The following is a 26,988-nucleotide window of genomic DNA, read 5'->3' on the forward strand; positions in this document are numbered from 1 at the left end:
GTCAGCCGACGTGCACGGTTCCGGACATGGTCGGGTGGATGGAGCAGCGATACGCCACGTCACCGGGTGTGGTGAAGGTGAACCGGAAGGTGTCTTCGCTACGGATGCCGCTGTCGAAGACACCCTCGGCGCGCAGGTCGTGCAGCAGGAGGCCGTCGTCGAAGCGCCATTCGACGGTGCCACCGACGGGGATCCGGACCTCTCGCGGCTCGAACCGGATCTGGCTGATGTGCACGACGGCGTCGGGCCGCGCCGGGCCGGAGCACGCTCCGGCGAAAACCAGCAGCAGGGCGGCCGCCGGGAAACTCAGCCCTCGACCACGACGGTGCCGACCATCATCGGATGCGGGGTGCAGTGGTAGGTGAAGGTGCCCGCTTCGGTGAAGGTGTGGCTGAAACTGCCTGCGGTGAGCAGTTCGCTTTCGAACGCTCCGTCGTCGGCCACCACATCGTGCGGGAGGCCGTTGTCGTCGAAGATCCATTCGACCGTCTGGCCCTTCTCGATGGTCACCGAGGCGGGGCTGTAGCTCATATTCGCCACGTTGACCGTCACCGTCTCGCCGCCCGGATCGCCGCATGCCGTCAGCGAGAAGAGTGCGCACACAGCGGCGGCCGGAACCAGGAGCTTTTTCATCGAGACCTCTCATCGGACGTACATCAGGTTGGCCGTCATACCGGCCTCGAAGTGATAGGCGTTGTGGCAGTGGAACATCCACTCGCCGGGGTTGTCGGCGTCGAATTCGATCGCCAGCGAGGTGCCGGGCAGGATGTTGACGGTGTCGCGGCGCAGACCGCCGTATTCGGGGATCGCGAACGTATGGCCGTGGGTGTGCATGGGATGCCACATCGTCGACCGGTTGTGCATGGTGATGCGGATGCGCTCACCCTGTTTCATCACCAGATCGCCCGCGTCGGCGCCGGCCATCGCCCAGACGTAGCGGTCGCCGGCCTGGAGCAGGTCCACCGCGTAGTCGCGGTCGGGTGACCGGTCCGGAAGTCGCGTGTGCTGCGCGGGGCGCAGTTCACTCTCCGGCACCAGTTGCCCGCGGAGTTCCGGGATCACGCCGCCGATATCGGGGTTCGGGAGCGGAGCCGCATCCGAACTGCGCAATACGGTCGAGGCGTAACCGGGACGGCCTTCGACCGCGGCCACCACCGGCCAGGCCCCGGAGGCGACCGTCACCAGGACGTCGTAGCGCTGGGCCATGCCGATCAGGATCGTATCGGCCTCGGCCGGGATCACGTCGTATCCGTCCACCGCCACCACGGTCAGCCGGTGTCCGGCGACGGCGAACCGGTAGGGCGTCTCCGCGCCGGCATTGATGATGCGCAACCGCAGCCGCGACCCCGGAGCCGCCGTGACGACCGCGGGGTCGTTCGGGGGGCGGCCGTTGATCAGATGCAGCGGATAGGCGATGTGCTGGGTCATCCCGCCGAGTGCCGGTGATTCACCGTGCCCGGCGGCGGTGAGCGAGGCGGCCACCGCCGCCGCGCCGGCACCGACCGGCACCGGCGCGGCGGCACCGTGACCGGCGTGCCCGCCGTGCAGATCGGGGTTCAGGGCGGCCATCACCGCATCCGGTGTGGTGCCCAGCCCGTCGACCCAATCGTCGAGAACCAGTACGGCATCCGCATCGGCACCAGTCGCATCGCCCGGGTCCTCGACGATCAGCGCGCCGAAGAGACCGCGATCGGCCTGCAGGCCGGAATGCGAGTGGTACCAGTAGGTTCCCGGGTCGGAGGCGACGAACCGGTACTCGAATGTGCCGCCCGCGGTGATCGGCTCCTGGGTAACGGGCGGCACCCCGTCCATATCGTTGCGGACCCGGATGCCGTGCCAGTGGATGCTGGTCTCCGCCGGAACAGTGTTGGTGACCCGCGCCGCGAGCGTATCCCCGGCGGCGAGCCGCAACTCCGGAGCCACCGCCCCTGCCCCGTAGGTCCACGTATTCACCAGCCGCCCACCGAGATCTACGGTCGCCACACCCGCGGTGAGCGCGTAGGCCGCCGTTTTCCCGGTTGAGGCGCGGGCGGCCTCGGCGGCTGCTACCTCGGGATCGCCGGGTTTTATGTAGTCGAGCCGGGCCGCGCCGGAGGTCGTACCCGCCGACGATCCACATCCCGTAGCGCCGAGCGCGCCGATTCCCGCCAGTCCGGCGCCGGCCGCCGCGAGGGACAGGAACCGGCGCCGGCCCAGCAGTGCGGAGGTCATTCCAGCACCTCGGGCGTGAGGAGACCGGCGACCGGTTCGACATTCCCGTCCAGCGTCACCGCGCTCACCTGGCTACCGGTGGCCACATCGAACCCGACCAGCCGCTGCGGCGCCTCGCCGTCGACTTCCGGCGCGTCCCCGAGGATGTAGAACTTCGTGCCGTCCACGCTGTAGGCCATCGACGTGTACGCGGTGATACCGGCATCGGCGAGGGTGTAGGTGCGCAGCGGTTTCAGGTTCGCCGCGTCGTACACCACCACCTTGGCGACCGCTCCGCCGCGAGCGGAATCGGGATGCACGATGCTGTCGGTGTAGGCGATGGCGATCCGGGACCCGTCGGCGTTGATGACATTCTCCGCGAAGCGGCCCGACGGGTCCCCGGCATTGCCGATCGGTTTCACCGGTTCGGTGGGCAACCCGGCGGCGAAATCGAAGACGAAGACATCGCCGTTCTCACTGACCAGCAGTGCCTTGTTCGCCTCGGCGGCGAAGGTGGTCTTGCGGGTGCTCACGAAATCCTCGGGCAGCACCTTCGCCCGGCCGGCTTCCTCGGGTACACCCTCGTCGTTGATCGCGACATGCAGCAGTTCGCGGGTCTCTTCGCAAACGCTGTAGAGGTCGTGCCCGACCATCCAGGTGAACGGCCCGCAGCCGACAATGCGCACGGCTCCGCTTTCCCGCCCGGATTCGAGATCGACGACCCGGATTCCGTACAGCCCGTCATCCCAGGTCACGAAGTATTTTCCATCGGAGGTGACGGCATTGGAGCCGGGCCGCGAATGCACCCGTGCCACATCGGGAAGCGCGACCTCGGCGGGTTCGAGCAGATTGCCCGAATAGGTGCTGACCGTGAAATCGGCGTCACCCCGGGAGCCGCGGGGCCGCCAGACCTCGGCGGCCAGCACCGCGGGATCGTCCGGGGTCTTCCCGACGAAACCGTGGATGACCGGGTCCCAGATCCCGGGCCCGACGATGACTCGGGTCGTGATCTTCCCGGTTGCCGGGTCGATGGCGTCGACCTTCATCTCGAGACTGCCGAAATCTCCTTCGACGCCGAGGATCTGGTCCGCGCCGATCGGCTTGATCTTCCCGACATGCAAGGGTTCGGGGAACTGGCCGGTAATCGCTTGGTCCTGCTCCCCCAGGCCGATCCCCGGCCCCGGGTCGCCGAATTCGACGCTGGGATAGGTGACCTCGGTGGAGGATTCCGGGTCCGGCGACCCGCACGAGGTCAGGGTCAGCAGGGCGGCCAGCGGTATGGCGGCCGATACGGCCCTGCGGCGATTCGATGTCATGATCCGGCCCCCACCTTCGGCCGGTCCGCGGGGCGGGCCTGGCAGTCGGCGCCGATGATCGGCGCCATGGTGCAGGTATAGGCCTGCGACTGATCGGAGACGCACCAGATGATCTCCTGATCGGTGCTGCCGCTGACCGGGTTGTACATGGTGGCCTGCATATCCGGCTCACCACAGAACGCGTTGGAGCAGCTCGGCGCACCGCAGCAGTCGTAGTAGGCGATGAGGTAGGTCTTGCCGTCGGCCGGGTTGGTACAACAGCCGACCCAGAATTCGGCGCCCGGTTTCGAACCCGGCGCGCAGGTGGTGAGCCCGCCGCCTTCACATGCGGCGCAGGACGTTCCGTCCATATTGCACCAGCGCCAGTAGTCGCATTCGGCGGGATTGCTGCCGTCGTACTCCGGGACCTGCGGTTCCGGCGCCGCTTCGGGCGCGGCCTGCGCCCGGGACACCGGTAGCGCGCCGATCACCGCGACCCCGGACGCCCCGACCGTCCAGCGGCCGATCCGGGAAAGCATCGAACGCCGCGAGGTGCGTTCGGACAGGCGGCGTCCCGCGCGGCTGACGAGACCGCCACCGCGGCCCGCCATCCATTCGGCCTGTTCGGCCACCGTGTTCTCGTCGACCGGATACCGCTGTTCGGTACCTCCGTGGTCGTGAGGATGACTGTTCTGATTCATCTGCACTCCGTTCCGGGAATCGAAGAAAGGGATTCGCCTACGTCCGGCCGCACGCGGTTGGGGTTGCGACCGGCGCCATCAGGCGGCGCCGCGTTCGGCCGCCCGGGCGTGCAGGTGCTGGAGCGAGGGCGTATCGGTTTCCAAGGCGTTGAGCAGGCTCTCCACCTGCGCCATGTGATTGCACAGACCCTTGGCCCGGACCTTGCCGTGCTCGTCGAGCATCACCCCGAACGGTGTGGTGCCCACCTGGTAGGCGATCCCGACATCGCGCCCGTCGACGTAGCTGAGTTCGGCGCCGATCCCCGCGCCGGCGAGGAATTCGGCGTGTTCGCGCTCGGTGCCGTCGGAGATCAGCACGATATCGATATCGCCCTCACCCTTGGCCATCGCTTTCATCCCGGGTAGCAGCGATTTGCAGGTGGAGCAGTTCGGCGCGGTGAACAGCAGCAGCTGCGGGCGTTCGCGATGCCCGCCGACGCTGACGCTGCGGCCGAGCTGGTCGGTGAGGCCGTGGAAGGCGGGGCCGATCTGCTGCACCTTCGGGCCGGTGTCCATCATCCGGGCGCCGAGCGGCCCGAGGCGCACCTGCACCCGGCCGATCTCCCGGGCGAGCCCGAGGATCATCAGCAGTTCGGCACCGACCGCCGCACCGAGCAGCAGGACCATGGCGACAAGGAAAACGGTCATGGATCAGTCCTTTTCGAGTGATCAGTAGCGGCTGAGCGAGGAGACGGCACGCAGCTGGACGGCGGCCGGAGTCAGGTAGTCGTCGACGGGCCGGCGGCCGAACGCCATCACCGACCGCGCGTACAGTCCGACGGCGGCCACGGCGACACCGAAGACGCCGATACCTGCCCCCGCGGCGCGTTCGACGACGGTGATCGCCGGTGCCGCGGCGACCAGTACCGCGGCTACCGCCAGCCCGGCCGCCCGGATCGCATGCCACCAGCCAATATGCGCGATCTCCGCCCCGCCCGCGGCGAACGCGAAACATCCGCAATCCAGGTCGCGGCGGCCACGCAGGAGATTCACCGTGAGCGCGAGGAAGAAGACGACGAACAACGCCGCCGCCGCGGAACCGGTGACGCGCGGGACGAGGCCGGACACCAGGGCGGCACCGACCACGATCTCGGCCCACGGCAAGACCGCGGCGACGACGACAACCAGTGGATCCGGCAGCAGCCGGTACCCGCGCACACTGCGTTCGGTCCGGGCCCGGTCGACCGTCTTCGGCACCCCCGCGATCACCAGGACGGTGCCCACCGCACCCGCCAGCGCTGCCCACAACATCGGCGCCCTCACTTCCTCTACCGAACCGCCGGTATCCCGGGCGGTGAGCAAAAGTATGGGAAGCCGATGCGACGGAACCGCTTCCCGCGGATTACCGGACGCGCCTCACCTAATGGAATCGATACCGCCATCGTTTATCCTGCTCAGAGGCAATCACTCCACGGCAGGGGTGGCACCGGTCACAGCGCAGGGCGCAAAGTGCGGCGATTTTCGCGACCGATTCCCACTCGGCGGTCGACTACCTGTCACATGGGAAACATCGATGCAATCCGGCCCTCGTAGATTGCTTTTCCCGAAGTAGATTTCTCCCCCAGGTGGCCTATGAACACCAGCGCTCTGCACGCCGCGCTCCGGCATGCCGCCGTGGCCGGCCCACCCGCGGAACCGGTGTACTCCCCGCTGCGGGCCCTCGGCCGCAGCCAGCTCACCCCATTGGACCTGGCCGGGCAATCGATGTCGACCATGGCACCGGCCACCTGCATGGTGTTCACCGCGCTGTGGATGTCGGCGGCCGGATCGCACGGTGTGCGCGGGCTGGCCGCGGTAATCGGGGCGGTGCTGGTGATGGCCTTGGTCGCGCTGTGTATCCGCCAGTTCACGGTACGGCTCGCAGCATCCGGTTCGCTGTACAGCTTCGTCGCCCACGGCCTCGGTAAACGGGCGACTCTCACCGCGGGAGCGGCACTGCTGGTGGGCTACCTCGGCGTATCAATCTCGGTACTGTCCAACGCCGGCGCCGATCTCGCGCAGGTGGGCGCCTCGTTCGGGCTCCCCCGGTTTCCCGCCGCCCTCGTCTGCGCGGGCATCGCGGTGGCCGTCGCGCTGATCGCGATCCGCGGGGTGCGGTTCGCGACCCGGTTGATCCTGCTGATCGAGGTGTGCACCATCGGGTTGATCCTCGCCCTGCTCCTGCAGACCCCCGAGCCGCCGGCCTTCGACCTGACGGTGACCTCCCTGCCGTTCGGCCTCCTCGTGTTCCTGGCGATGCAGACCGTACTGAACCTCGCGGGTTTCGAAAGCGCGGCATTCTTCGGCCCCGAAGCGCAACGCCCGTTGCGGACGGTGACGCGAACCGTCCTCGGCACGCCACTGCTGGTGGGCGGGCTCTACATCGTCGCGGGCTGGGCCGGGATGACCGGGCATGCGGGCACCCTGCTCAACGCGTACTTCGGCGGCACCGCTTCGGGTGCGAGCCCGCTGCTCGTACTCGTGGTCAATATCGGCGTCTGCTCGTCGTGGATCGCCTCGACCCTCGGTTTCGCGCAGGCGGGGTCGCGGTTGCTGTATTCGATGAGCCTGGAACGCATCATCCCCGCGATGTTCGAGAAGGTGCAGCCCCGGTTCCGGACGCCCTATGCCTGCGTCGCGCTGTTCGTCGGTATCTCGTTCCTCGGCACGCTGTGGCACACCCCCGGCCACAGCGGATCCACCGCGTTCGACGCCGTCACCGAGATCACGCTGCTGCTCGGCTACACCCTGGTCGCCTTCGCGGCCTTACGCTTCCTGCACCGAATCGGCGAGCACACCCCGGGAACCCGTGCGGCGGGCCTGGCCGCCGCGGCCGCGGGCAGCGGACTGCTGGCGTTCGCGGCCGTGGACGCCGGCCGCTCGGGCGGATGGCTCTATCTGGCTTGGTGCGCCGCGCTGGGCCTATCCGGCACCCTCTGGTACGCCGTGCTACGCCGCTACCGGCCCGCCAGTATCGACGCGATCGGCGTCTTCGACAGTGTGGAAACCGCGGACCTGCTCCCCGGCGCCGCCACACTCCGGATCGACGAACACGGCCGCCCCGTACTGAGCCCACCCGGACGGTAACCATGGTGGCCGAGCGACACCCCGCCCGCCCGGACGCGGCGGGCAGCGGGTTCGGGGGACAACAACCCAAAGCAGTACAGCGCGCCCTGGCGATGCTCGAAGCGGTCGCGCACCTGGGCGCCGGTGTCTCGGCCAAACAGATCTCCGCCTACACCCGGGTCCCTCCGGCCACGGCATACCGCCTGCTCAACCTCCTGGTAGCCGACGGTTTCCTGGTCCGCACCCCCGACCTCACCGGTTTCGCCCTCGGCCGCCGCACCTCGGAACTCGCCTACGCTGCCGCAACCACCCAGCCCACCCGCACCGTCGCCGAAATTCTGGAAGACCTCCGCGCCGAAACCCGCCATGGCCTCTACGTGACCTCGTTCCGCGGCGGCACCTTGCGCATGGTCGATACCGACCCCGACCACGAAATCGTCCCGGCGGCAACGATCAGCCGCAACCCCCACGCCCACGCGGTCGGCAAACTGCTGCTCGCCTACCGACCCGGACTGCTGGAACACATCGAACTCCGACCCGTCACCGCACACACCGTGGCGGATCCGCTGGCCCTGAAATCCCAGCTGGCCCACATCCTGGCCACCGAGGTCTCGTTCGAAGATCAGGAGTCCCGCATCGGCCGCGCCGCACTGGCAGTTCCGGTGCGCGAACCCGGATCCGAGGTGGTCGGCGGACTGTGCGCCCAGGGTTCCGTGGGCCGGGTATCGGTGCACAATGCGGAACTGGTCGCCTTCCTCCGGCACGGCGCGGCCGAGCTGACCGGCCTGCTGTGACCGGCCCATACGGCACCCGCAGGGAATTCAGCCGATCAGCGGAGTCCGGCGAAAAGGTCGGTCTCCGCAGAGGGTGCTGCCGCGACACGGTTGAAATGGCGGACGAAGCTCTCCGTGCCGAAGATCATCTGCTGTAGTTCGGTGGGCATCCGCAGAAACGGGATGCTGTCACCCTGACTGCCGTGGGCTTCGAGCGCCTTGACCTTGCGCTGGGTATAGGCGGCCACGTCCACCACCGTGGTGATCTGGTCCATCGGTGTGCCGAAGTCATCCGGCGGTTCGAAGTCGACAGCACCGCTCGCGCGCAGCGCCGAGAACACTTCCAGCGAGCTTTCTCGCGGAATCGCGGTGTAATAGAGCTTGTCCGGGATATCCGTTGCTGTTGCCGCCGCCTGTGCGATGCGGTTGGCCTGGATGTGGTCGGGGTGGCCGTAGTTGCCGTTCTCGTCATAGGTGACGACCACCTGGGGACGGTAGTGCCGCATGAGGCCTGCGAGCCGGGCGGCCGCCTGCTCGACGGGAATATTCCAGAAGGCATCGGGGTCGTGGTTGGCGTCCCAGCCGTCCATTCCCGAATCTCGATAGCCGAGCAACTCGATATGCTCGATATCCAGCAGTGCTGCCGACTGCCGGAGTTCGGAGAGCCGTTGTTCCCGCACCGCATCGGCATCGTGGCCCGCCTGGCCGGGTTTGATCCCGCCGGGTGCGTCACCCTGCTCGCCGTTGGTGCAGGTCACCAGCACTGTTCGGATACCTTCGGCGGCATAGCGCGCAAAAATCCCACCGGTGCTGATCACTTCGTCGTCCGGATGGGCGTGTACGGCCATGATCGTCAGTTGGTCGGCCATGAGTCCCCATCGGTCTGTGTCGGGCGATTCGAAGTCTTCACTCCAGGAATGAACACCGACACCCGGAGCATTGATTCCGCGGCCGGCCCCGACACCATCCGCCACGAGACAATGGCCTCGCCGCGCCGCTGTGCCGTATCGGTGGCCAGGACCGCTTCATTGGCGAAGGCGCCTGATCCTTCCGCTGCGTAGTACTCGAGCCCGAGAAAAGGCGCCCGGATGACACCGACCTTCGGCCGTCCGCCACAGACAAGAGCCAGCGATACCGCACAGATTCGCCAGTTCGATCACAGACGGAGATTGCCGGAAGCCCGATGCGCCGACCAGTCGGGGTCGCCTACTGTTACGGATATGACGACTGCACGTGTGTGGTCAGTGACATCGACGATGCCCACTGATGCGGCAGCACGCGAGATCGCGCGAGCCGTGGTTGCGGAGCGATTGGCGGCGGGTGCGGAGATAACAGGGCCCGCCACCTCCGTGTTCTGGCATCTCGGCGAGCTCGGTGAGGGCCAGGAATGGCGTGTAACGCTTCGAACGTCCGCCCAAAGTCTTGAGCGCTTGGCCAACCGAGTCCAGCAGCTACACCCGTGGGACAGTCCAGAGGTGACCGCGGCGCCCGTTGAGTGGTGTACCGATACGTACGCCGAATGGATCGAACGCGCTACAGCCGCAGCGGAGTAGGTGCTCGAACCATTGTGGTTCGCTGCACTATGTCAGCTGAGCCTGGTATACCGAACGATGAGCAACGCAACGCAACCTGCCGTACGCGGGCCAGTGGACGGACCGAGGCAGTTCGGCTCGCCATCGTGAGCGCCTTTTCGGTGGTGGATAACGCCGCTTCACCATTTCCGGCGTCGAGGTAGGCGTCGGCAAGCCAGGTCAGGTACAGGGATTTGTCACGGCTCCAATGATCTGGATAGGTCGCGAGCGCCTGCTCTAGCGGCGCGGTGGCACGCTCGGGGCAATGGAGCACGGACCAGACCCGCCCCGTCATGATGTCCAGTTCAGCGTGATCGATCCAGGCGCACCAGCTCGGCGCCCCGTCGCGGGACGACCGTTCCAAAAGTGCCCGTGCCGTATCCAGCGAGTTCGCCGCGCCGCTTCGGTCGCCCGCCGTCGCTCGTGCCCAAGCCCGCCGGCTTTCGAGCAATATTCGCGCTTGCGGCAGGGCCGAAGTGCCGACACATTCACATGCGGCGTCAGCAGTGGCAACCCCTTCGCCGCCTGGTTGAGCGTACGAGATGTGCAACAAGGCGTTCGCTGCCAATTCCGGCTTGTCTGCCTCGTTTGCAGCCCGGCGGCTGTATTGGAAGAAACGGATCGCCTGCGTTCGAAAACCGGCGTCGAAGGCTGCCCACCCGGCCTGCTGCGCCTGCTGCGCCGCCAGCTCGGCGAGAGCGCGGCCGGTCCGAGCGTTGTAGCTGGCATCGGCCAGGATCCGCTCGGTGTTGGCGAGTTCGGCAACATACAAATGAAATGTGTCGCCACCTCCGAGATGGTTGTCCAGCTCGACCAGTCGGGCGAAGCGGAGGTTCATCTCATCCAGCGAGAAATCATCGGCCTTACCGGCCAATGCCGGGGCTGCCGCCATCGTGCTGACCGCAGCGAGAAAGTCACGTCGTTTCGTTGCCTCGTCCCTTTCGGCATCGCGGATGGTACGTCTCGGATACAGCCCGAGAGCAGCTTCCGAACCACTGTCCAAGACTGACACAAGCGCGCGGCGGGTGGTGTGTCGAGGCCATGTGATGTCGCCGCATTCAATTCGGCTTATCGCTTGTGCGTCAATCCCCGGACGCCGCCCGGTGCAGCGCTCGACCTCGTCGCAAACCCTCTCCGCCAGTTCGGCCTGCGTAAGGCCGAACGTGAGCCTGCGGGATCTGAACTGATTGTTGGTCATGTTGCGCCTCTGGATGAGTGTCGTTATCTGCCTAATGCTTTGCGCTGTCCTGACGAGGATCCGGACACGATGCTCGATTCAGGCCCCGCCGTCGGGTCGAATTCGGACCTCCCCGACGGCGGGTGCTTGCCAACACTGACGACGATAAAGCCTGAACGGAGACATCATGGGGGAACGGCCCAGGTCGATCGGGTACGTCCGGAGAGACATACGCGGCAATGGATTAGATCTTTCTGCACTCGCCGGGCAGCACGGTTATCGGCTCACGTACACGATTGTCACTGATACCAGCCCGGTGGTCGCGGGACTTGTGGTCGCACAGCATCTGCACGAGCACGATGCCGAAGCGGTTGTCGTGCCGGGGTTCGAGCACGCCGAGAGTATTCGAAGCCTGATAACCGATCTCGCTGTCCTCATCACTCCGATGCAGATCTATCCACTCGGCTGCCGATGGCCCGAGCCGGATTTCGATGGCGAGGCGCGATGATGTGGGATCTTCGATTGATTGCCTTGGCGCTCGGGTTGATCTTCTTGACCGTCATCCTGTCCTTGCCGCCTCGGGAGGGAAAACCGACCGATCAACGGCGTCAGCGGAGGGAGAAGGTTTCGTGCTCCGGTACGAGCTACCATCCTGGACCGCACCACGGCTGCCCGTTTCGCCGAAGCACCACCCGGCCGTTGCCAACTCCCGGTGCGGCGGAGCAGTGTCGGGGACACAATTCGAACGCGGAGGTTGCGCCGATGCGGAAGAAGTTCGCCACCACTGTTGCGAGAACGGCTACGCGTATCGCGGCGGCGGCGGGACCGGAGCGGATGCGAGCGCTCGCGCGGTTCAACCGGTACGTAACGAATCCCGTGCAACGCCTGTGGGCGCCACGTCTGCCGGGCATGGCGGTGCTCGAACACACCGGGCGCAAGTCCGGCAACGCGTATCGGACCCCGGTCATGGTTTTCATCGAATCCGGTGTGCTGGCGGTTCCGCTGAACTATGGGCCCGAATCGGACTGGGTGCGCAATATCCGGGCTGCGGGTTCGGCCGGGGTCGTTCATCGGCGCAAGCAGTACCGCTTGACCGACCCTCGCGTGCTACCCGCGGACTCGCCCGACTTGCCGCTCTCCGCGCGGACCGCCGGAATACCGGGTCGCAGTGTGTTTCTCGGCGACCTCGAGCCGGTCAGCGGCAGCTGAGCACGTTCTCCGGCAATTCGCTCGGCTAGATGGCGGTTGCCCAGAGCGACCGGTTTCTACGGCATCGCTCGTTGCACCACCACCGCGCCGATAAGCAGTATCGCCGCTCCGGCCAGTTGCGCAGGCCGGAGCGCTTGGCCGAGCAGCAACCAGGCCAGGGCTGCGGCGACGAGAGGTTCCATCAGGCCCAGCACACCGGCCGCGGGTGCGGGCAGCTCGCGCAGTGCCCGCAGCCCGGCCAGGTACGGCAGCACGGTGCCGGCTACGGCCAGTACCAGCAGCACCACCCACACAGGAACGAGCCGGCCGCCAAGTTCGGCGGCGGCCGGGAGCAGGTCGAAGGGCATCGTCCAGAGCGGAGCTACCGCCGTCACCACCACCGCGCCGACCAGCAACCCGGCCGCGGTCATCCCGAACGGGTCGTGCCGGCTCGCGCCGTGTTCACCGAGCAGAAAGAATCCGGCCGAACAGGCCGCCGCTCCCAGCCCCGCCGCGACACCCACCGGGTCCAGCCGGGCGCCGTCCCAGATCTGCGCGATCAAAGTCAGACCCGCCAACGCCAACCCGATACCCACCCATACCTGCCCGGGCAGCGGTGTCCCCCGCACCACCCGCACCCACAGCGCGACCAGCGCGGGCGCCGCATTGACCAGCACCATCGCGACCCCGACCGGAACTCGGGCCACCGCCACGAAGAACAACAACTGCACTCCGGCGACGCCGAGCAGCCCGTATCCGAGCAGGAGCCAGGCATCGGCACGTGCGAACCGCAGGGCCCTCGGCCGCCATATCGCCACCGCCAGAACCAGCAAGACAGCAGCCGATCCGATCCGCACCGAGGTCACATCGGCGGGCGACCAGCCCACCGCCATCACCGCCGCCGCCAACGGCCCGGAACTCGCGAACAACACCCAGGACAGCAGGGCCAGCCCAGTAGCCCGCGCCCGGCCCCGGGTCCGCGAGACTCTCTCCGCTCCGGTCACCCCCGCAGCTTCGCCCCGCCGGTCACCCCCAACCAACCGAATTTCCGGGGGCGACGGTTGCCCGCATGCGGCACGACCCAATCGGCGGCTCCGCTCGGCTCAGGTGGTGCGTTCATCCTCGACTCGAACGGACAGGTGGGGCCAGCACTCGGTGAGATGTAACAGCTCGTCCGTCCTTGGCGCGTCCGTGGTGGGGATTCCGGCTTCCGGCAGAAACCGCACCGTCGTCCCCGTCGTACCGTTCGCGGCGACAGGCAGCAGATCGGTCACCGGGACACCGTATTCATAATGCTGGGTCCAGGCGCCGTTGGCGCGGCGGTTGGTGTGCTCCAGCCGGCGGCTCAGCGCCGCGACCACGGATATGCCCCGGCGCGGACTACCGTCGGGCAGGGATTGCGCTTCGGGAAAGTCGAAGAACCGCAGGTCTTTCGAGGCCATGATCGGCTTTTTCACATACTTTCCCTGCTCGTCGATCCGGGTATCGGTCCCTCTCCCGTCGTCGGATACCGAGACCGAGCCGTCGGCGTGTAGACCTACAAGGCAGCGACCGGTCCCCCTGCTCTCGGCTTCGTCCGCCGCGTAGGCGACGACCTCGAGGATCAGCTGCCGAATACCCCCGGGCACCATCGTTGCCGGAGCGGCACGGATGGACTGCAAGTGCGCGTGGTCCACCCCGGCGGCCCAGTCGTGCGTCGTATTCCGCCACTCGATCCCCTTCGCCACTCCTCGATTATCCCCGGAGTGGGCTCGCCGTCCCGCTGGCCGAGGAAACCGCTACTCAGTACTCACGGCCGGCGATTCGGTAGCGGTGATGGCGGCGGTGCGCCGGCCCATCGAGAACATCTGCCGGTCGTAGAGCGGACGCAGCAGGCGTTTCACCCAAAACGCCTGGCGGCCCGCGCGATCGGTGAGGACGAGGAATCGGCGGGCATCGATCCCGGCTATCGCGGCCGCGGCGATCTCGTCGGCGTCCGCGGCGGCGTTGTCGATCAGCTTGCGGGCCACTCCCGCCATCTCCGGGTCGTCGTCGCTCAGCGAGGACGCCAAACCGGTGCGGAAGAACGACGGGCAGAGCACCGATACCGCTACACCGAAGGGTGCCAGCTCGTAGCGCAGGCTTTCGCTCAATGCCACCACCGCGGCCTTGGTCGCGTTGTACGCGCTCATGGCGGGCGGGTGCACGAGCCCCGCGAGCGAGGCGGTGTTGACGATATGACCGGCCCGGGCCTGCGTGAACATCGGTGTGAAGGTGCGGCACCCGTTCGCGACCCCGGCAACGTTGATATCGAGGACGCGTGCCCATTCCGCGTGAGATACGCGGTCGATGCGGCCGCCGGTGGCGACGCCCGCATTGTTGATCAGCAGATCCAGCCCGCCCATGGTTTCCTCGACGGTCCGGCGTGCGCGCAGCCAATCGTCTTCGGAGGTCGCATCCAGCCGTAGATAGGAGGCCCCGGCCGGCACCTGATGTTCCTCGAACAGATCCGTGACCAGGACGGTGTCACCGCGGCGGATGAACTGCCGCGCCAGTGCCGCGCCGAGCCCGGACGCGCCGCCGGTGATGAGGATTCGGGCCATGGTTGTCTCCGTATGCTGTCGGGCGGCCCGGGTGGACCGGAGGTGGCTGGTGGTTATATGCCTCGGTGGCTGCACCGGAGCGGCGGTCCGGTTCCGGGCTCCCCGATCGCGGCCGGCCGGAGTCCGTGCGCGGCACGGCGGTCCGCGGGAACTCGGTGAGGACGGGACGCGGCGGGAATCGAACGGAACTGCTCGCGATGGAACACCTTTGATTCATACCCGCTGAGTAACCTGGGCACGGACCGGGCGCAGCGTTTTGCGGAGGTCGGTACGCAGCACCGCGGCGGAGTCGAGGAGGTAGTTCTGCCGCACCTTCCACGGGTGCCGGTCGCCTTGGCGCGGGAAGTCACCGATCGAACGCTGGATGTACCCGGAGGCCAGGTCGAGCAGCGGTTTGTCGCCCACGGCACCACGGGTTTCCGGGACCACTGCCGCGTAGTTCTGTTTGTCCATGAAGTTCAGTACCTTGCAGACCAGTCGCGAGCTGAGGTCGGCGCGCAGGGTCCACGAGGCGTTGGTGTAGCCGATACATACGGCGAAGTTGGGTACCCCGGTGAGCATGGCGCCCTGCCAGACGAACTGTTCGGGCAGCCGGACCGCCGTCCCGTCCACCGAGGGCGCGAGCCCGCCGAAGGCGAGCAGTTCGAGGCCGGTGGCGGTGACGACGATATCGGCGGGGAGCACCCGGCCGGAGCGTAACCGGATCCCTTCCGGAACGAAGCGATCGATATGGTCGGTGACGACCTCGGCCTTGTTCTTCTTCATGGCGCGGAAGAAATCGGCGTTCGGTACCGCGCACAAACGCTGATCCCACGGGTCGTAGCTGGGGGTGAAGTGTTCGGCCACCAGTTTCTCGTCGCCGAGGATGCGGGTGGTGAGCCCGGTGAGCAGTTTGCGCGCGGCCTGCGGGCGGCGGCGGCAGTACTGGTAGAACCCGACCGAGAACAGGATGTTCTTGGTCCGGATCACCCGGTGCGCCAACTGCGACGGCAGGAGCGCGCGCAACCGGTCGGCGATCTTGTCCCGGCCGGGGACCGCACTGATCCAGGTGGGGCTGCGCTGCAACATGGTGACCAGTTCGGCCTTGTCGGCCATGGCGGGAACAAGAGTCACCGCGGTGGCGCCGCTGCCGATGACCACCACCCGTTTGCCCGTGTAATCGAGATCCGCCGGCCAGAACTGCGGATGCACCAGCTGCCCGGCGAAATCCTCGGCGCCCGGGAATTCCGGCGAATGGCCGCGGTCGTAGTTGTAGTAGCCGGCGCAACTGTAGAGGAATCCGCAGGTCAGCGTTTTATGAGTGACGGTACCGGCAGAGTCGCGCTGTTCGAGGGTGAGTGTCCAGCGCAGCGCCTCGGAGGACCAATCCGCGGCGACCAGTTTGGTCCGGTACCGGATGCGGCGGTCGATGCCGTACTTGCGGGCGGTCTCGGTGACGTAGCGCAGGATCGACGGGCCGTCGGCGATGGATTTCGCGTCCCGCCACGGTTCGAACGGGTAGCCGAGGGTGAACATATCCGAATCGGAGCGGATGCCGGGGTAACGGAAGAGGTCCCAGGTGCCGCCGAGGGCGTCGCGGGCCTCCAGGATCACGTAACTCTTGCCGGGGCATTCGGACTGTAAGCGGTACGCGGCACCGATACCGGAGAGCCCGGCGCCGACGATGACGACGTCGACATGATCCGCGGTGGTCACGACATCCTGTTCCTCGCTCATGGGCCCATTCTGCTCGGTGTCGCGCGCGCACTCTTGATTCTCGACGACAAAGAATTGATTCTGGACGACATGTCCGTGATCCGTTCCGCCGGTCTGCGCGGTTTCCGGGCGACCGTGGCCGAACTCGGCGGTGACGCCGAGCAGCTGGCGGCCATGGCCGGGTTGCCCGCCGCGGCGCTGGACAGCGACGAACTGCTGGTGCCCGACCACGCGGTCGCCGCCGTGCTGGAATCGGCCGCGCAACAGTTGCACTGCCCCGACCTCGGCCTCCGCGTCTCCGCGCGGCAGGACCTGGACATGCTCGGACCGCTCGCGCTGGCCATCCGTAACTCACCGACCCTGTCGGAAGTGCTGGAGTGCACGGCCCGGTATCTGTTCGTCCACGCGCCCGCGCTGAATATCGCGCTGGATCCGGACCCCTACGGTGACGACAACATCCGCGCACTGCGATACGAGGTGCGCTCCGGCAACCTGCCGATCCCCGTACAGGGCACGGATCTGGGGCTCGGCTTCGTGCACCGGGCAATCCAGCGGCTGGTGGGTGAACGATACGGCCTGCGCTCGGTGGAACTGCCGTACCACCCGCCGGCGCCCACCGCGGTCTACGAACGGTTCTTCGGTGCCCCGGTGCGCGCGGGGCGCCCCGCCGCACTGCTGCGGGTGCCGCGCGAACTGGCGACCCGATCCCTGGCCGGTGGCGACGAGAAACTGCACCGGCTGGCCATGGCCTTCCTGGCCGCGCAGACCGCGGCCGACGGTACCGCGGCCGCGCCCCGGGTCCGTACCACGGTGCGGCAGTTACTGGGCACCGTCGCCCCGGATATCGCCGCGGTGGCCGAACTGCTCACCATCCACCCACGGACCCTGCAACGCAGGCTGGCCGCCGAGGGAACGAGTTTCGCGGTGATCCTCGACGAGATCCGGCGGGAGCGGGCGCAGTACTACCTCACCGCCACCACCATGCCGATGACCCAGATCACGGCCATGCTCGGCCTGGCCGAACAGGCCACGCTCACCCGCTGCTGCCGGCGCTGGTGGAACAGCACACCGACGGCGATCCGCCGGTCGGGCACCACACCACCGGCGCCCGTTCCGGCTCACTGAACACGTTCCCAGCCGCGTCGCTCGCGCCGGGCTCCCAATTCCACATCGCGACTCCGGTAGACGATATAGGGCCTGGTCAGATAGCCGAGCGGCATGGAGAACACATGAACCAGGCGGGTGAACGGCCAGAACGCGAACAGCACCCAGGCAGCGAGCACATGGAGCTGGAAGCCGATCGGGGCGGCGAGGATGAGATCGGTATCGGGGCGGAAGGAGAGGACCGAGCGGAACCACGGGGAGACGGTCTGGCGGTAGTCGTGCGGGTTTCCGGTGGCATTGCCGATCACCGTGGTGCCGAAACCGAGGACGAGAGTGCCGATGAGCAGGACGTACATGATCTTGTCGTTGCGGGTGGTCGCGGAGAACACCGGGCCCGTGGTGCGGCGGCGGTAGATGAGGATGGCGGCGCCGGCGAGCGTGGCGGCACCGGCGAGCACACCGAGACCGACGGACAGCGCGTGATAGACCGGTTCGCTGATCCCGACGGCTTCGGTCCAGCCTTCGGGGATGAGCAGGCCGACGATATGGCCGACGATCACCAGCAGGATGCCGAAATGGAACAGGGGGCTGCCCAGGCGGAGCAGGCGGTTCTCGTAGAGCTGGGAGGAACGGGTGGTCCAGCCGAACTTGTCGTACCGGTACCGCCAGTAGTGGCCGACCAGGAAGATCGCGATGGACGCGTAGGGCAGGGCCACCCACAACAGGATGTCGACCGTGGAGAGTTGTTCGCCGGCCGCGCGGAACGTGGTGGTCATCGAGGGACCTCCGTGACTTCGGACCGGCCGGGAACCACGGGATCGGGAAGGTACTGGGCTGGGGCGAAAGGCGCCAGGCCGACGGACTCCTCCGGCGGGCCTTCGGCTATCAGCCGGGCTATGGCGTCCTCTTCGCGACCCGCCAGAGCGGGCAGGGTCGCGACGACCGAGTCGAGTACATCGGCCCACGGCGCACCGGTTTCGCGCAGGCCGCGGCGCATCAACTCCAGCCCGGCACGATGCTCGGTGAGCAACCGCAGCCCGGTGTCGGCATGACCGGACGCGGCGAATTCCAGGACCACGGACAGGTGGTCGGGCAATTCCTCATCGCTCAACCGCAATCCGGCGGCCTGGTAGGTCTGCTTGAACCGCAGCAGCGCTACGCCACGTTTCCGGGTGTCACCGTAGGCGAAATAGGTGAGGTAGGGACTGAAGCGTTTCCGGTGGTCGAAGGTCGCGACGTAATCGGCGGCCAATTCGAACAGGGAACTGCGCTGAACATGAGCGAGGAAGCGAGCGAGCGGGTCGCCGACCGGTGGTGGCAGGGTGCCCGCCACGGTGCCGAGCAGGCCCAGATTGCGGTGCAGGGTTTCGTCCGGATAACCGAGCAGCAGCGATTGCGCCTGCCAGGCCGCGGCGCGGACGGCGGGGTCCATTTTCCCGGTCTTCATCGCTGCGGCTCCTGTCCGCCACCGGAACCGGAGGAATTCTCGCCCGGCGGAAACAACCCGTCGGGCGCTTTGCCGTCCCAATTGAGCAGGTTCACCCGGCCCTGTCCGCGCACCGTTGTCGTGGCGTCGGCGGTTTGCCGGTTGCGCAACATATGGAAGTTCTCGACCGCTATCGGCGATGCTCCGCCGGAACTTTCCCCGAACGGACCCGATCCCGTCATCCCGGGCCCGCCTTCGTAGTCGAGACTGCATTCGGTGGCGAGTTCTTCCAGACCGTGCGCCTGTTCGGCGTGCGCGGGCGGAATGACGTAGCGCTCATCGTATTTGGCGAGTGCGAGCAGGCGGAACATATCGTAGATCTGTTCCCCGGTCATACCGGCGGATTCGGCGATCCGCTCCTGCGGTTCGCGGCCGAGATTGATATCGCGCATATAGCTGCGCATGGCGGCGAGCCGGCGCAGCACCTCGGTGACCGGGGCCGGATCACCGGCGGTGAACAATTGGGCGAGATAGTCCACCGGAATGCGCAGGGCCTCGATAGCGGCGAAGAGATTGCCGAAATCCTCGGCGTCGTGGCCGGTATCGCGGACGATATCGACCACCGGCGAAAGCGGCGGGATGTACCAGACCATCGGCATGGTGCGGTATTCCGGATGCAGCGGCAGCGCGACCCGGTAGGTGTTGATCAGCGCGTAGATCGGTGACCGGTCCGCCGCTTCCACCCAGTCGTAGGGGATCCCGGCCCGTTCGGCTTCCCGCCGGACCTCCGGATCGGACGGGTCCAGAAATACCTCCCGCTGCGCCTGGTAGAGACCCTGTTCGTCCGGGGTGGCGGCGGCTTCGAGCACCTTGTCCGCGTCGTACAGCACCAAACCGATATAACGCAACCGGCCGACGCAGGTTTCCGCGCACACCGTGGGCAGCCCGACCTCGACCCGCGGGAAACAGAAGGTGCATTTCTCGGCTTTACCGGTGCGGTGATTGAAATACACCTTCTTGTACGGACACCCGGAAACGCACATCCGCCAGCCCCGGCAGCGGTCCTGGTCGACCAGGACGATCCCGTCCTCGCTGCGCTTGTAGATGGCGCCCGAGGGGCACGACGCCGCGCACGACGGGTTCAGGCAGTGCTCGCAGATCCGGGGCAGATAGAACATGAAGGTCTGCTCGAATTCGAACCGGACCTTCTCGGCGAGTTTGCTCAGCATCGGGTCGCGGTCGCCGTATTCGGTGGCGCCACCGAGATCGTCGTCCCAGTTCGCCGACCATTCGATTTTCGTATCCTTACCGGAGATCAGCGATTTCGGCCGGGCGACGGGGGTGTGCCGCTGGGCCGGTGCGGTGGTGAGGTTCTCGTAGTCGTAGGTCCAGGGTTCGTAGTAGTCGCCGAGTTCGGGCAGGATGGGATTGCTGAAGATGGTGAACAATTTGCGCCACCGGCCGCCGCCCTTGAGTTTCAGGTTGCCCTTGCGGTTCAGCTCCCAGCCGCCCCGCCATTTCTCCTGATCCTCGTAGGTGCGCGGATAACCCTGCCCCGGCCGGGTTTCCACATTGTTGAACCAGACGTACTCCACCCCGGACCGGTTGGTCCACGCCTGTTTACAGGTCACCGAACAGGTATGGCAGCCGATACATTTGTCGAGATTCATCACCATCGCCATCTGCGCCATGACCCGCATCAGTAACTCACCTCCTGTCCGCGACGACGGATCACCGTCACCTCGTCGCGTTGGTTTCCGGTCGGCCCGAGATAGTTGAACGCGAAGCTGAGCTGGGCGTAGCCACCGATGAGGTGGCTGGGTTTGACGAGCAGGCGGGTCAGCGAATTGTGGATACCGCCGCGGTGCCCGGAGGTTTCGCTGATCGGGACGTCGATCAGCCGGTCCTGCGCGTGGTACATGTACACGGTGCCTTCGGGCATCCGGTGCGAGACCACGGCCCGCGCCACCACAACTCCGTTCCGGTTGACCGCCTCGACCCATTCGTTGTCGGCGACCGCGATCTTCGCCGCGTCCTGCGGTGACATCCAGATGGTCGGGCCACCGCGGGACAGGCTCAGCATGAACAGGTTGTCCTGGTATTCGGAGTGGATGGACCATTTGCTGTGCGGGGTGAGGTAGCGGACAGTGACCCCGAGCTCCCCCACCGCGCCGATTCCCGGCTCCCCGAACAGCGCCGCCATATTGAGCGGCGGCCGGTACACCGGCAGGCCCTCGCCGAGTTCGGCCATCCAGTCGTGATCGAGATAGAAATGCTGGCGGCCGGTGAGCGTATGCCATGGTTTGCGGCGTTCGACATTGATGGTGAAGGGGGAATACCGGCGGCCACCCGTTTCCGACCCCGACCATTCCGGCGAAGTGATCACCGGCACCGGCGCGGCCTGCGTATCGGCGAAGGTGATGCGTTTGCCCTCGTGCTCGGCGGCCAGATCCGCCAGCCGCATCCCGGTGCGCTGTTCCAGGGCGCGGAACCCTTCGGTGGCCAGGCGGCCGTTGGTGGTTCCCGACAGCGCCAGGATCGCCTCGGCGGCCTGGATTCCGCGCTGCAACGAAGGCCGGCCGTCGGCGGGGCCGCCACGGATCACACCATTCTTGTGCCGCAGATAGTCGACCTCCGGGGCCAGATCGTAGGTGACGCCTTTGGTGGTGGCACCGAGTTTTTCCGCCAGCGGCCCGAGCGCGCGCATCTTGGCGCCGACCGCGCCGTAATCACGCTCCACCACCACGAGTTTCGGCATGGTGACGCCGGGCACCGGTTCGGTTTCCCCATGCTTCCAATCCGAGACCCGCCCGTGTGGGGTGGCCATTTCGTCCGGGGTGTCGTGCAGCAGTGGTACCGCCACCACATCCTTGCGCACCCCGAGCCGCGGCCCGGCCAGCTCACTGAACTTCTCGGCGATCGCCTGGAAGGCGTCCCAATCGCTGCGGGTCTGCCACGGCGGCGCGATGGCCGGGTTGAACGAATGCACGAACGGGTGCATATCGGTGGTGTTCAGGTCGTGTTTCTCGTACCAGGTCGCGGCGGGCAGCACGACATCGGAGAACAGGGTGGTGCTGGTCATCCGGAAGTCCAGGGTGAGCAGCAGATCGAGTTTGCCGCGCGGCGCCTCCGGCCGCCACACCACATCGCGCGGGCGGGCACCGGCCGGGGTGGGTGCGGCGCGCAGCGAGGATTCCGTGCCGAGCAGATGTTCCAGGAAGTATTCGTTGCCCTTGGCCGAGGAACCCAGCAGGTTCGCCCGCCACACGCTCAGCACCCGCGGGAAGTTCTCCGGTGCGTCGGGGTCCTCGCAGGCGAAACGCATTCGCCCGGAACGCAGTTCGGACACCACATAACCGGATACCGATCCGCCGTCGGCCTCGGCGGCGGCCACCAGATCGAGCGGGTTGCGGTCGAAGGTCGGGTACGACGGCATCCAGCCGAGCCGGGACGCCTGCGCGATCACATCGGCGGTGGTCATCCCGGCGAGCCGGCCGCCGGAATGCGCGGCCGAGAGCGTATCGGCACCGAACCAGTCGTAGCGGAACTGGTCGGAATGCAGATACCAGTAGGCGGTCTGGATCATCTGCCGTGGTGGCCGCGACCAGTCCAGCGCCGAGGCCAGCTGGGTCCATCCGGTCACCGGCCGGCATTTCTCCTGACCCACATAATGCGCCCACCCGCCGCCGTTGACGCCCTGGCAGCCGGTGATCGTGGTCAGGGTGAGGAACGCCCGGTAGATGGTGTCGGAATGGAACCAGTGGTTGGTGCCGGCGCCCATCACGATCATCGAACGACCGTGGCTCTCCTCGGCGTTGGCCGCGAATTCGCGGGCGATCCGCAGTACCGCCGCCGCGGGCACACCGGTGATCGATTCCTGCCAGGCCGGGGTGTAGGGCTGGGCCGGGTCGTCGTAATCGACCGGCCACAGTCCCGGCAGGCCCGGGCGGTGCACTCCGTACTGGGCGAGCATCAGGTCGAAGACGGTGGTGACCAGCTGGTCGTTCACCCGCCGCACCGGCACGCCGCGCTGCAGTGTCGCGCCTTCGCCGCCGGCGGTGTCGAAGCGGGGCAGCAGCACGGTCGCCGTATCGCCGCCCAAGAGGGTCAGCTGGGGAACCACTCCCTCCAGGTCGAGGTTCCAGCGGCCGTTCCCGGTTTCGCCGAAGCGGTGTCCGAGCGACCCGTTGGGGACGACCGGATTGCCTTCCGCATCGAGTACGACGGTTTTGAACGCCGCGTTCTCGGTGCCGATGTAGGCGTCGAGATCGGCGGCCGTGAGGAACTTTCCGGGCACATAGCCGCCGGCGCTCTCCTCCAGCCGCACCAGGAACGGCAGATCCGTGAACTGCCGGATATAGCTGGTGAAGTACGGCACGTCACGTTCGACGAAGAATTCCCGCAGCACCACATGGCCCATCGCCATGGCCAGCGCACCGTCGGTACCGGGATGCGGAGCCAGCCATTCGTCGGCGAATTTCACATTGTCGGCGTAATCCGGGGAGACCGCGACGACCTTCTGCCCGCGGTAGCGGGCCTCGGCCATCCAATGCGCGTCCGGGGTGCGGGTCACCGGCAGGTTCGAACCCCACATGATCAGGTACCCGGCGTCCCACCAGTCCCCCGATTCCGGAACGTCGGTCTGGTCGCCGAACATCTGCGGTGAGGCGACCGGCAGATCGGCATACCAGTCGTAAAACGACAGCATCGCCCCGCCGATCAGCGAAATGAACCGGGCACCGGAGGCATGCGACACCATCGACATCGCCGGGATCGGCGAGAAACCCGCGATCCGGTCGGGTCCGTACCGTTCGATGGTGTGTACATGCGCGGCGGCGATCAGCTCGGTCGCCTCGTCCCAGGTCGCGCGGACCAAGCCGCCCTTGCCGCGCGCCGCCTTGTAGCGCCGGGCCGATTCCGGATCCTCGACGATCGAGGCCCACGCGCGGACCGGGTCGCCGATGGCGTTCTTCGCCGCCCGGTACATCTCCAGCAGGACACCCCGGATATACGGGTAGCGCACCCGCGTCGGCGAATAGGTGTACCAGGAGAAGGCCGCGCCGCGCGGGCAACCACGCGGCTCGTATTCCGGTTTGTCCGGACCCACCGACGGATAATCGGTCTGCTGGGTTTCCCAGGTGATGATCCCGTCCTTGACGTAGATCTTCCACGAACACGATCCGGTGCAGTTCACCCCGTGCGTGGAGCGCACCACCTTGTCGTGACTCCATCGGTCCCGGTAGAACTCGTCGGCCTGCCGGCCCCCGCTTTCGTACATCGACCGGCGGTCCGGGGAGACCTCGGCCCGGGTGAAGAACCGCCGGGTACCCACCAGTGCATCGGTGAGTTCGCCGTCGAGCCGCGCCCCTCCGGAGCCGCGTCGGCTATGAGCCATGAAACCTCCTCGACACGGGGATGTGCGGTCGGCGGCGGCGCGGTTCGGGGTATCGCATCATCGGCCTCCTTCGAAGCAGGTACCTGCGGTCCGCGGCGGGGATTTCGCGGCTCCTTGCGCGGTCGCCGGACGAGACCCCCTCATATGCGCGCCCGACCGACCTCGCGGCGCACCACGGTCAGGGTGAACACCAGGGCCGCCAGCGCGACCGCCGCCAGCGCCAGCAGGCCGGGGCCGTAGTCGGCGGTGGATTCGTAGATGGCACCCATCACCAGCGGCGGAACGAAACCACCCAGCCCGCCCGCGGCGCCCACGAACCCGGTGATCGCCCCGACCTTGCCGGGCGGCGCGATCTGCGCGACCAACCCGAAGGTCGCGCCGCTCCCCGCGCCGAGCGCCGCGGCCAGCACCAGGAACGCGATCGTGCCGACCGGCATCAGCTCCGGAGTCGCCGACTGCACGACAGCCGCGACGACCACGAACCCGAGAGTGGCGGCGAGGACCATCGGGCCGTCGAACCGGTCGACGAGCCAGCCGCCGACCGGCCGCATGAGCACCGCGAGCAGGACGAACCCGGCCATCCTGTTGGCCGCGTCCGATTGCGAAAGGTCGTAGGCGGTGCGCAGATACGACGGCAGGTACACCGAGAAGGCGACGAAACCGCCGAACGCGACCGCGTACAGCGCGGAGGCCTCCCAGGTGGCGGGCAGGCGCATGGTCTGCGCCAGCCGGGTCGTCATCGATTCGGCAGGCGGGGTCCGGCCCGGGGCATCGCGCAGCAGGAACCAGGCCACGATCGCGTAGACCGCCAGCGCGGCCGCGCACAGCAGGAACGGGGTCGCGGTATCACCCAGATCCACCAGCTGCACCGTGGTGAGCGCGCTGATGGCGGTGCCGCCCATCCCCATCCCGTACACACCGATCGCCAGACCCTGCTTCTCCGGTGGGAACCAGCGGCTGACGAACGGCACGCCGACCGCGAACACCGTGCCGCCGATACCGAGGAAGAAACCGCCGATCAACAGTGCCGCCAGCGCCGAATTCCCGACCAGCCCGAGGAACAGCACGGGTACCACGGTGATCAACGAGACCGCCGGGAACATCACCCGCCCGCCGTAGCGGTCGGCCAGGGCACCCACAGGAATACGCCCCAGCGACCCCACGATCACCGGAACGGCGACCACCAGCGATTCCTGGAACGAATTGAGCCCGAGTTCCTCGCGTAACCGGGGCGCGAGCGGGCTCAGCAGCGCCCAGGCCCAGAAGTTCAGTGCGAAACCCACGGTCGCCAGCACCAGCATGAGGGTGCGCCCGCCGGTCGCGGCGCGTTCGCCGGCCGGCGCCCGGCCTGCGCTGCGCGGAATCGAAGAGGCCACCATTACTCCCCGGGAAATCGGTCCGGCAAACTCTCTGCGTGCCCGTGTCCACGAACGCTCATCGGGCGATATCGGTGATCGAACGCGGTCGGGCGCCACTGCGCGCACCGCCGCCGTACTGCACTATCGATCGATCGGGTTCTCGGCAACGCACGGCCGGCCCAGCGGAAGCCCGCTGGTTCCTGCCCCGGCCGTCCACGGCCGAGCATAGGCCCAGCTACGCCTTATTCCGCCCAGCCCCGGGGCAATGTTGCGGACACATTCGTGATTCCGGGGGGGTTCGCCCGCCCGCGGAAACCGATGCGGTGGCCCCGGATACCTGCCGTTCCGGCTGCCCGCCCGGACTCCTAGGCTCGACCGGTGGATATCGACTGGCCCGAGTTGCGCGCCCGCAGCCTGATCACCGAGGACGAGGCGATCCTGGCGTTGAACAAGCCCGCCGGTATCTCGGTCACCGGGGAGCGCCACGACACCGATATCGTCGCCGCCGCCGAAGAAACCGGCGAGAAACTGTTCCCGGTGCACCGGATCGACAAAGTGACCTCGGGCCTGGTGCTACTGGCCAAACAGCTTCCGGCGCACGGGCAGCTCACCCGCCAGTTCAACAAGCAGACCGCCCGCAAGACCTATCTGGCCGTGGTCGCGACCGGCACGGAGCCGCTACCGGACAGCGGCGTGATCGAGCTTCCACTCAGCGTCGGCCGCAAGAACCGGGTCCGGGTCGCGGCGCCCCGCGAGACCATCCAGCACGCCGGCGACCGCTGGTTCGTCGCCGCGGCCGATCTGCTGAATGCGAAGAACTACCCCTCCCGCACCGAGTTCACCGTCGTGTCCCGGTATCCGGACTATATCGTACTGGCCCTGCATCCGATCACCGGCCGCCGGCATCAGTTGCGCGTCCACCTCGCCTGGATCGGCCACCCGATCGTGGGCGACCCCCTGTTCGACCGCACCGGCACCCACCCGCGGACCCACTTGCACTCCTGGCGCCTGCACCTGTCCGCCGACTGGCGCCCCGACGGCCGGTTGAACCTGGAAGCTCCCCCGGACGACGCCTTCTGGTCACCCCTACCGCACCCTCCGGAAGCGCTTCCCGCCTGACTCCTCCGCCGCACCGGTAGGAGGTATCGGCGACCACACCGGCGTATCCGCCGCGACAACCCGACCTCGCGGCCACGGCCCGGCCGATCGAGTATCGCGCTCGAGCCCGCCCAGCGAATCTCCCGGATGTTCGAGGCAACGGCGCCGGAACTGCGCACCCCGGCCGCCGGACCAGGCCGCTCACCTGGACCGCTCCGATCTGATCTGATCGGGAACTCGCGTGCGAACTCGACGCGGTGCCGGCGCCGCCCTCGGCGTGACTCTGCGAACAACTCGTCTCGCCCGCGCGGACACGTGCCGTAGCCGGGAGCCACAGGTGGCGATGCGTAC

26 protein-coding genes are annotated in these 26,988 nt (G+C 67.4%); 7 read left to right on the forward strand and 19 right to left on the reverse strand.

What is annotated here, in order from left to right:
- Position 1 precedes the first annotated feature (1 nt).
- The 7 genes from ACQEVO_RS27070 to ACQEVO_RS27100 all read right to left on the reverse strand — a co-directional run bounded on the left by ACQEVO_RS27070 (position 2) and on the right by ACQEVO_RS27100 (position 5,476).
- Positions 2-235, reverse strand: a complete 234-nt coding sequence (locus ACQEVO_RS27070) for a biphenyl 2,3-dioxygenase (protein ID WP_432918779.1) — start codon at positions 233-235, stop codon at positions 2-4.
- 71 nt (positions 236-306) lie between these two features.
- On the reverse strand, positions 307-633 hold the full coding sequence (locus ACQEVO_RS27075; RefSeq protein WP_432918781.1) for a plastocyanin/azurin family copper-binding protein: 327 nt from the start codon (positions 631-633) through the stop codon (positions 307-309).
- 9 nt (positions 634-642) lie between these two features.
- Positions 643-2,211: a multicopper oxidase family protein gene (locus tag ACQEVO_RS27080; protein WP_432918784.1), complete on the reverse strand. Its 1,569-nt coding sequence runs from the start codon at positions 2,209-2,211 to the stop codon at positions 643-645.
- Positions 2,208-3,506 (reverse strand): hypothetical protein, encoded by a 1,299-nt coding sequence (locus ACQEVO_RS27085; RefSeq protein ID WP_432918787.1) that lies wholly within the window; start codon positions 3,504-3,506, stop codon positions 2,208-2,210. Before ACQEVO_RS27085 ends, ACQEVO_RS27080 begins: the two co-directional genes overlap by 4 nt.
- On the reverse strand, positions 3,503-4,186 hold the full coding sequence (locus ACQEVO_RS27090) for a methylamine dehydrogenase light chain (RefSeq protein WP_432918790.1): 684 nt from the start codon (positions 4,184-4,186) through the stop codon (positions 3,503-3,505). Before ACQEVO_RS27090 ends, ACQEVO_RS27085 begins: the two co-directional genes overlap by 4 nt.
- A gap of 78 nt (positions 4,187-4,264) precedes the next feature.
- Positions 4,265-4,873, reverse strand: a complete 609-nt coding sequence (locus ACQEVO_RS27095) for a redoxin domain-containing protein (RefSeq protein WP_432918793.1) — start codon at positions 4,871-4,873, stop codon at positions 4,265-4,267.
- A 21-nt stretch (positions 4,874-4,894) separates the two neighbouring features.
- On the reverse strand, positions 4,895-5,476 hold the full coding sequence (locus ACQEVO_RS27100) for a MauE/DoxX family redox-associated membrane protein (RefSeq protein ID WP_432918796.1): 582 nt from the start codon (positions 5,474-5,476) through the stop codon (positions 4,895-4,897).
- 321 nt (positions 5,477-5,797) lie between these two features.
- Here ACQEVO_RS27100 and ACQEVO_RS27105 point away from each other — a divergent pair, with 321 nt between their 5' ends.
- Positions 5,798-7,291, forward strand: a complete 1,494-nt coding sequence (locus tag ACQEVO_RS27105; protein ID WP_432918799.1) for an APC family permease — start codon at positions 5,798-5,800, stop codon at positions 7,289-7,291.
- Between the two features lie 2 nt (positions 7,292-7,293).
- Positions 7,294-8,064 (forward strand): IclR family transcriptional regulator, encoded by a 771-nt coding sequence (locus tag ACQEVO_RS27110; RefSeq protein WP_432918802.1) that lies wholly within the window; start codon positions 7,294-7,296, stop codon positions 8,062-8,064.
- Between the two features lie 35 nt (positions 8,065-8,099).
- On the opposite strand, the gene ACQEVO_RS27115 is transcribed toward ACQEVO_RS27110, so the two are convergent.
- Both ACQEVO_RS27115 and ACQEVO_RS27120 read right to left on the reverse strand, forming a co-directional pair.
- The gene (locus tag ACQEVO_RS27115; RefSeq protein WP_432918805.1) at positions 8,100-8,912 is read right to left on the reverse strand and encodes a PIG-L family deacetylase; all 813 of its coding nucleotides are present in this window, start codon (positions 8,910-8,912) and stop codon (positions 8,100-8,102) included.
- Complete coding sequence (locus tag ACQEVO_RS27120) at positions 8,897-9,187, reverse strand: inositol monophosphatase family protein (protein ID WP_432923028.1); 291 nt, start codon at positions 9,185-9,187, stop codon at positions 8,897-8,899. Before ACQEVO_RS27120 ends, ACQEVO_RS27115 begins: the two co-directional genes overlap by 16 nt.
- A gap of 112 nt (positions 9,188-9,299) precedes the next feature.
- Between ACQEVO_RS27120 and cutA the strand changes: the two genes are divergently transcribed.
- The gene (gene cutA, locus ACQEVO_RS27125; RefSeq protein WP_432923031.1) at positions 9,300-9,596 is read left to right on the forward strand and encodes a divalent-cation tolerance protein CutA; all 297 of its coding nucleotides are present in this window, start codon (positions 9,300-9,302) and stop codon (positions 9,594-9,596) included.
- Here cutA and ACQEVO_RS27130 read toward each other — a convergent pair.
- Complete coding sequence (locus ACQEVO_RS27130; RefSeq protein WP_432918808.1) at positions 9,577-10,812, reverse strand: hypothetical protein; 1,236 nt, start codon at positions 10,810-10,812, stop codon at positions 9,577-9,579. The two genes, cutA and ACQEVO_RS27130, sit on opposite strands and share 20 nt — an antisense overlap.
- Positions 10,813-10,978: 166 nt before the next feature.
- Here ACQEVO_RS27130 and ACQEVO_RS27135 point away from each other — a divergent pair, with 166 nt between their 5' ends.
- Positions 10,979-11,299 (forward strand): hypothetical protein, encoded by a 321-nt coding sequence (locus ACQEVO_RS27135; RefSeq protein ID WP_432918811.1) that lies wholly within the window; start codon positions 10,979-10,981, stop codon positions 11,297-11,299.
- Between the two features lie 254 nt (positions 11,300-11,553).
- Positions 11,554-12,000 (forward strand): nitroreductase family deazaflavin-dependent oxidoreductase, encoded by a 447-nt coding sequence (locus ACQEVO_RS27140; RefSeq protein WP_432918814.1) that lies wholly within the window; start codon positions 11,554-11,556, stop codon positions 11,998-12,000.
- A 56-nt stretch (positions 12,001-12,056) separates the two neighbouring features.
- Here ACQEVO_RS27140 and ACQEVO_RS27145 read toward each other — a convergent pair whose 3' ends face one another.
- The 4 genes from ACQEVO_RS27145 to ACQEVO_RS27160 all read right to left on the reverse strand — a co-directional run bounded on the left by ACQEVO_RS27145 (position 12,057) and on the right by ACQEVO_RS27160 (position 16,277).
- Positions 12,057-12,983: an EamA family transporter gene (locus ACQEVO_RS27145; protein WP_432918817.1), complete on the reverse strand. Its 927-nt coding sequence runs from the start codon at positions 12,981-12,983 to the stop codon at positions 12,057-12,059.
- 99 nt (positions 12,984-13,082) lie between these two features.
- The gene (locus ACQEVO_RS27150) at positions 13,083-13,706 is read right to left on the reverse strand and encodes a hypothetical protein (RefSeq protein WP_432918819.1); all 624 of its coding nucleotides are present in this window, start codon (positions 13,704-13,706) and stop codon (positions 13,083-13,085) included.
- Positions 13,707-13,757: 51 nt separating this feature from the next.
- Positions 13,758-14,561, reverse strand: coding sequence for an SDR family NAD(P)-dependent oxidoreductase (locus tag ACQEVO_RS27155; protein ID WP_432918821.1), 804 nt, complete (start codon positions 14,559-14,561; stop codon positions 13,758-13,760).
- 213 nt (positions 14,562-14,774) lie between these two features.
- Positions 14,775-16,277, reverse strand: a complete 1,503-nt coding sequence (locus tag ACQEVO_RS27160; RefSeq protein WP_432918824.1) for a flavin-containing monooxygenase — start codon at positions 16,275-16,277, stop codon at positions 14,775-14,777.
- On the opposite strand from ACQEVO_RS27160, the gene ACQEVO_RS27165 reads away from it, so the two are divergent.
- On the forward strand, positions 16,239-17,381 hold the full coding sequence (locus ACQEVO_RS27165; protein ID WP_432918826.1) for an AraC family transcriptional regulator: 1,143 nt from the start codon (positions 16,239-16,241) through the stop codon (positions 17,379-17,381). The genes ACQEVO_RS27160 and ACQEVO_RS27165 overlap by 39 nt on opposite strands.
- On the opposite strand, the gene narI is transcribed toward ACQEVO_RS27165, so the two are convergent.
- The 5 genes from narI to ACQEVO_RS27190 all read right to left on the reverse strand — a co-directional run bounded on the left by narI (position 17,375) and on the right by ACQEVO_RS27190 (position 25,560).
- Positions 17,375-18,136, reverse strand: a complete 762-nt coding sequence (gene narI, locus ACQEVO_RS27170; protein WP_432918829.1) for a respiratory nitrate reductase subunit gamma — start codon at positions 18,134-18,136, stop codon at positions 17,375-17,377. The two genes, ACQEVO_RS27165 and narI, sit on opposite strands and share 7 nt — an antisense overlap.
- Positions 18,133-18,807, reverse strand: a complete 675-nt coding sequence (gene narJ, locus ACQEVO_RS27175; RefSeq protein WP_432918832.1) for a nitrate reductase molybdenum cofactor assembly chaperone — start codon at positions 18,805-18,807, stop codon at positions 18,133-18,135. Before narJ ends, narI begins: the two co-directional genes overlap by 4 nt.
- Entirely contained in the window at positions 18,804-20,486 is a 1,683-nt protein-coding gene (gene narH / locus ACQEVO_RS27180; protein WP_432918834.1) for a nitrate reductase subunit beta, read from the reverse strand. Before narH ends, narJ begins: the two co-directional genes overlap by 4 nt.
- Positions 20,486-24,181, reverse strand: coding sequence for a nitrate reductase subunit alpha (locus ACQEVO_RS27185; protein WP_432918837.1), 3,696 nt, complete (start codon positions 24,179-24,181; stop codon positions 20,486-20,488). Before ACQEVO_RS27185 ends, narH begins: the two co-directional genes overlap by 1 nt.
- Before the next feature lie 140 nt (positions 24,182-24,321).
- Positions 24,322-25,560 carry an MFS transporter gene (locus ACQEVO_RS27190; protein WP_432918840.1) on the reverse strand — a complete coding sequence of 413 codons (1,239 nt, stop codon included), beginning with the start codon at positions 25,558-25,560 and terminating at the stop codon, positions 24,322-24,324.
- A 357-nt stretch (positions 25,561-25,917) separates the two neighbouring features.
- On the opposite strand from ACQEVO_RS27190, the gene ACQEVO_RS27195 reads away from it, so the two are divergent.
- A complete protein-coding gene (locus ACQEVO_RS27195) occupies positions 25,918-26,658 on the forward strand; it encodes an RluA family pseudouridine synthase (RefSeq protein ID WP_432918843.1) in 741 nt (246 codons plus the stop codon).
- Positions 26,659-26,988: the final 330 nt, after the last annotated feature.

It is taken from the genome of Nocardia sp. CA-290969, assembly GCF_050936135.1.
Lineage (GTDB): Bacteria > Actinomycetota > Actinomycetes > Mycobacteriales > Mycobacteriaceae > Nocardia.

What these genes read in the sequence shown, in the direction of transcription:
- ACQEVO_RS27190 (WP_432918840.1), bottom strand. Translation starts at nt 25,560, where the DNA reads ATGGTGGCCTCTTCGATTCCGCGCAGCGCAGGCCGGGCGCCGGCCGGC.
- ACQEVO_RS27140 (WP_432918814.1), top strand. Translation starts at nt 11,554, where the DNA reads ATGCGGAAGAAGTTCGCCACCACTGTTGCGAGAACGGCTACGCGTATC.
- ACQEVO_RS27165 (WP_432918826.1), top strand. Translation starts at nt 16,239, where the DNA reads ATGATCCGCGGTGGTCACGACATCCTGTTCCTCGCTCATGGGCCCATT.
- ACQEVO_RS27185 (WP_432918837.1), bottom strand. Translation starts at nt 24,181, where the DNA reads ATGGCTCATAGCCGACGCGGCTCCGGAGGGGCGCGGCTCGACGGCGAA.
- ACQEVO_RS27110 (WP_432918802.1), top strand. Translation starts at nt 7,294, where the DNA reads ATGGTGGCCGAGCGACACCCCGCCCGCCCGGACGCGGCGGGCAGCGGG.
- cutA (WP_432923031.1), top strand. Translation starts at nt 9,300, where the DNA reads ATGCCCACTGATGCGGCAGCACGCGAGATCGCGCGAGCCGTGGTTGCG.
- ACQEVO_RS27085 (WP_432918787.1), bottom strand. Translation starts at nt 3,506, where the DNA reads ATGACATCGAATCGCCGCAGGGCCGTATCGGCCGCCATACCGCTGGCC.
- ACQEVO_RS27080 (WP_432918784.1), bottom strand. Translation starts at nt 2,211, where the DNA reads ATGACCTCCGCACTGCTGGGCCGGCGCCGGTTCCTGTCCCTCGCGGCG.
- ACQEVO_RS27090 (WP_432918790.1), bottom strand. Translation starts at nt 4,186, where the DNA reads ATGAATCAGAACAGTCATCCTCACGACCACGGAGGTACCGAACAGCGG.
- ACQEVO_RS27155 (WP_432918821.1), bottom strand. Translation starts at nt 14,561, where the DNA reads ATGGCCCGAATCCTCATCACCGGCGGCGCGTCCGGGCTCGGCGCGGCA.
- narI (WP_432918829.1), bottom strand. Translation starts at nt 18,136, where the DNA reads ATGACCACCACGTTCCGCGCGGCCGGCGAACAACTCTCCACGGTCGAC.
- narH (WP_432918834.1), bottom strand. Translation starts at nt 20,486, where the DNA reads ATGCGGGTCATGGCGCAGATGGCGATGGTGATGAATCTCGACAAATGT.
- narJ (WP_432918832.1), bottom strand. Translation starts at nt 18,807, where the DNA reads ATGAAGACCGGGAAAATGGACCCCGCCGTCCGCGCCGCGGCCTGGCAG.
- ACQEVO_RS27075 (WP_432918781.1), bottom strand. Translation starts at nt 633, where the DNA reads ATGAAAAAGCTCCTGGTTCCGGCCGCCGCTGTGTGCGCACTCTTCTCG.
- ACQEVO_RS27100 (WP_432918796.1), bottom strand. Translation starts at nt 5,476, where the DNA reads ATGTTGTGGGCAGCGCTGGCGGGTGCGGTGGGCACCGTCCTGGTGATC.
- ACQEVO_RS27135 (WP_432918811.1), top strand. Translation starts at nt 10,979, where the DNA reads ATGGGGGAACGGCCCAGGTCGATCGGGTACGTCCGGAGAGACATACGC.
- ACQEVO_RS27130 (WP_432918808.1), bottom strand. Translation starts at nt 10,812, where the DNA reads ATGACCAACAATCAGTTCAGATCCCGCAGGCTCACGTTCGGCCTTACG.
- ACQEVO_RS27160 (WP_432918824.1), bottom strand. Translation starts at nt 16,277, where the DNA reads ATGAGCGAGGAACAGGATGTCGTGACCACCGCGGATCATGTCGACGTC.
- ACQEVO_RS27115 (WP_432918805.1), bottom strand. Translation starts at nt 8,912, where the DNA reads ATGGCCGACCAACTGACGATCATGGCCGTACACGCCCATCCGGACGAC.
- ACQEVO_RS27105 (WP_432918799.1), top strand. Translation starts at nt 5,798, where the DNA reads ATGAACACCAGCGCTCTGCACGCCGCGCTCCGGCATGCCGCCGTGGCC.
- ACQEVO_RS27095 (WP_432918793.1), bottom strand. Translation starts at nt 4,873, where the DNA reads ATGACCGTTTTCCTTGTCGCCATGGTCCTGCTGCTCGGTGCGGCGGTC.